Annotated in this window: 2 protein-coding genes; both read left to right on the plus strand. The window is 47.0% G+C overall.

Features of this window, described 5'->3' with window-relative positions; genetic code table 11:
• A partial coding sequence (locus IQ270_RS28830) for an SLBB domain-containing protein (protein WP_193976544.1) occupies nucleotides 1–1,439 on the plus strand: 1,439 nt, incomplete at its 5' end.
• 296 nt (nucleotides 1,440–1,735) lie between these two features.
• The gene (locus IQ270_RS28835; protein ID WP_228056801.1) at nucleotides 1,736–3,835 is read left to right on the plus strand and encodes a tyrosine-protein kinase domain-containing protein; all 2,100 of its coding nucleotides are present in this window, start codon (nucleotides 1,736–1,738) and stop codon (nucleotides 3,833–3,835) included.
• Nucleotides 3,836–3,944 lie beyond the last annotated feature (109 nt).

A 3,944-nucleotide genomic window follows, 5' to 3' on the forward strand; every position in this document is an offset into this window, starting at 1 on the left:
ATCCCGTAGCGGTACCAGAAGCGCCGGGATTTCAGAGATTTCCGGCAAGTGTGCCTGCAAGTGTACGATCGGAAGTTTACACTTTGGGTGCGGGCGATCGCATTCAAATCGACATCTTCAACGTCCCGGAATACAGCGGCCCCAACGGTCAACACCAAATACAGGCCGACGGTTCCCTCAGTTTGCCCTTAATTGGCAGTCTTTCGGTGGCCGGAATGACCCTAGAACAAGCTTCAAATGCTGTCAAGGACAGGTACGGCAAATATCTCAAACGTCCTTGGGTGACGCTGAAACTGCTGGCGGCGCGTCCTTTGCAAATTGCGATCGCGGGCGAAATCAACCGCCCCGGAGCCTATACAATATCGGCAGCAGCCAGCCCTGGAGGCACGTCAGAGCAAATTGGAACTCAAATGCCCACAATATCGCGGGCCCTGCGAATGGCCGGAGGAATTACCCAATCAGCAGACGTGCGGCAAATCAAAATCCGCCGCCCCCAGCGCAACGCACCGGAACAAATTATTAGTGTAGATTTGTGGGAATTATTGCAAAACGGCGATTTGCGCGCCGATTTGACTTTGCGCGACGGCGATACTATCTTTATTCCCACAGTCACTAGCCTCAACCGCCAAGAAGCACCGACTTTAGCAGCAGCTAACATTACCGGACAAAGCACTCAACCAATTAATATTGCTGTGGTGGGCGAAGTAACTCGCCCCGGTACTTATACTTTGGCAAAAGATGTTCAAAGTAGGGCGCAAGAAAATGAAATTGGTGCAAATTCTGGTTTGTTTGCTACCAGCGAAACTGCCGGCCCAGAAACTGCTTTGCTGCAAACAGTAACTAAAGCGATTAAAATGGCGGGCGGCATTACTCCCGTAGCCGATATCAGACAAATACAAGTTCGCCGCCTGACGCGGGCGGGTACAGAGCAAATTATTAATGTGAATTTGTGGCAACTTTTGGAAGCGGGAGATGTATCCCAAGATTTAGCCCTGCAACAGGGAGATACCGTAGTGGTTCCCAAAGCCGAAAATCTCGATGCTGCCGAAGGCGCACAAGTTGCTAATTCTACTTTTTCACCGGATGCGATTAAGGTGAGCATTGTGGGAGAAGTCGTGAAACCAGGATCTTTTGCGCTGTTGCCCAACACTTCTTTAAATCAAGCGCTGGTAGCAGCCGGAGGTTTTAATAAATCGCGGGCCGAAATGGATTCGGTGGATTTAATTCGCCTCAATCCTAACGGCACTGTTTCGCGGCTGAGTGTTAAGGTTAATTTTTCGGCCACAGCCAATGAGGAGACTAATCCCAAACTGCAAAATAATGATGTAATTATGGTAAGGCGATCGGGCCGCGCTACATTCTCGGATAATGTAGGCGGGACTCTCGCTCCTTTGAGCCCGCTGCTGGGAATATTCCGGTTGTTCAATATTTTTCGATGATTTGAATAGACTAGCACGCTAGGTATCACCAACCCGGTTTTTACAAAGAATTTCTGTTGGGCAATACCAACTTTTATTGCCTCGTGCCACAGTATTCCTAGGGTGCGTCTCCGCAAAAATCGCTAACTTGCCTATCGACAATCTCACATATCCGCACCGGGCGGTGCAAACAAACTAAACATTTTTTTGTAGCAACAGTTTGTAAAAATGGTATAAGGAGATATCTGGTCAGAAACCGGGTTCATGAAACTGCACCAGCCGTACACAGGTTTAAACTAATAAGTTGTATAAAACAAATGAAACCAGATAAAAAATCTCAACTAACACCGTTTAATAACAATAGAAAGCCAACGAATCTGCCAAAACTATCTTCTGTGGTTTATGAAGAAGATAGATTTTTTGACAGGGACAACACCGAGGAAGAAGAGTTAAGTTTTTGGGAAGTTTGCCGCAGCCGATCGATCTTAGTCATCGGCGTAGCAGTGGCAGTCACAACCGGGGTTTTTGCCTGGACTATTAATCAAAAAAGCGAGTACGAAGGGCGCTTTCAATTATTAGTAGAACCCGCTGTCACCCAAAACACTTTAGCAAAAGTCTACTCCGGAGAGCTGAAACTGCAACCGGCGACTTCCGGAACCCCAGAGAATCCGGTTTTTGACTACGAGTCGCAAATTCAAGTGTTGCAAAGCCCGCAAGTCATGACGCCGATTATTAAAGAATTGCAGGCTAAATATCCCGAAATCAATTACAACTACCTTTTCAATCAAAAAGTAAATAATTTGCCGTTTTCTCAAGAAACTAGGCTGTCTATCGATCGGTTCAAAAATACCAAAATTATCGAAGTTAGATATCGAGATTATGACCCAAAAAAAATTAATTTTGTTTTGGAAAAAGTTGCCCTAGCCTACCGCAACTACAGCGTGCAAGATACCAGGACTCAAATTAGCCAGAGTCTGGATTTTGTGAAATCGCAAATTCCCAACCAGAAAAAGCGGGAACAAGTTATACAAACCGAAATTCAAAAGTTGCGACAGCAGTACAATTTCATCGATCCGCAAATTCAAAGTCAGCAACTCGCGCAACAAATCAGTCAAATTCAAGCGCAGCGATTGGACGCTCAAACGCAGCTCAACCAGCAGAGATTGCTCTATGTCAATTTGCAAAATCAGCTCGGATTGAACCAGAGACAAGCGCTGATGGCTTCGGCTTTGAGTCAAGCTCCCCGCTATCAAGGTATGTTGACTCAATTGCAGCAATTGGAAGGGCAAATTGCGATTAACTCGGCTACATATACAGACGAAAATCCGCAAATGCAATTGTTGCGAGAACAGCACAAGAATCTGATTCCTTTGTTGAAGAGAGAAGCTCAACAAGTTCTGGGAACTGATTTGGCTAAGGTGAATTCGCAAGTGCTGGCTTTTCAAGATCCGGTGCGGATTAAGTTGATCGAACAGTTTATCGGTACTGCTAATTTGATTCAGGTGCTGGGTGTGCGGAATCAGGTTTTGGAACAAGCTGCTAAGGAGTTGAATCAATATTCTCAAGGATTTCCGGTGATTTTGCGGCGCTATTCGGATTTGCAGCGGGAGGCCGAGTTGACTAATAATACGCTCAAGAGTTTGCTGGCGAAACAGCAAGCTTTGCAGCTAGAAGCTGTGGGTCAAAAAGAGGTGGCTTGGGAGGTGATTGCGAAGCCGGAAATTCCGCGCTATAGAAATGGCGAGTTGATGGCTGTTGCTCCGATTATGCCTTTGAATTTGGCTCTGGGGGGATTGGCTGGTTTGGTTTTTGGTATGCTGGTGGCGCAGTTGGCGGAACGGTTTAATAATAAAACGGTGTTCGAGACTCCCGAGGATGTCAAACATTCGATTCGCCTGCCTTTGTTGGGGATAATTCCTGCTAGCGATAAAATTTTGAGACTGCCGCCTGCGGAGGCAAATTCTGTGGATGCGGCAAGTTCGCCGCTGCCGACGGATGCTTTTCAAGAGGCTTTTCGATCGCTCAATGCTAATATTCGGTTTCTCAACGTTGATAATCCGATCAATTCTTTTGTAATTACGTCTTGTCAAGTAGCTGACGGCAAGTCTACTGTGGCAGTAAATCTGGCGCGGGCGGCGGCTGCAATGGGCCAGCAAGTGCTGTTGGTGGATGCGGATTTGCGGCGCCCGCAGGTGCATGAAATGCTGGGTTTGCCGAATTGGCAAGGCTTGCACAATGCGATTGCTGAGGATTTGGATTTGTCCGAGGCGATCGTGCGATCGCCCCGCGATGAAAACCTATTTGTGTTAACATCCGGGCCGATTCCTGCCGATCCTACGAAAGTGCTTTCTTCGCGCAAAATGCAGCATTTAATGGCGGCTGTGTCAAGTCGTTTTGACTTAGTTAGGGCTTGCTGAATATATCGGTCGCACTTGACGTGGCATGGGTTAAGAACTGGTGCGATGCAAGTCAGGTGCAAAAAAAACAGGTAAAATAGAGCAAAACCCGTGCATCACCATCTGCGAT

The sequence above is a fragment of the Microcoleus sp. LEGE 07076 genome (assembly GCF_015207455.1).
Lineage (GTDB): Bacteria > Cyanobacteriota > Cyanobacteriia > Cyanobacteriales > Microcoleaceae > Microcoleus.

Excerpts from the sequence above, each read along its gene's own strand:
- IQ270_RS28835 (WP_228056801.1), top strand. The coding sequence starts at position 1,736 with ATGAAACCAGATAAAAAATCTCAACTAACACCGTTTAATAACAATAGA.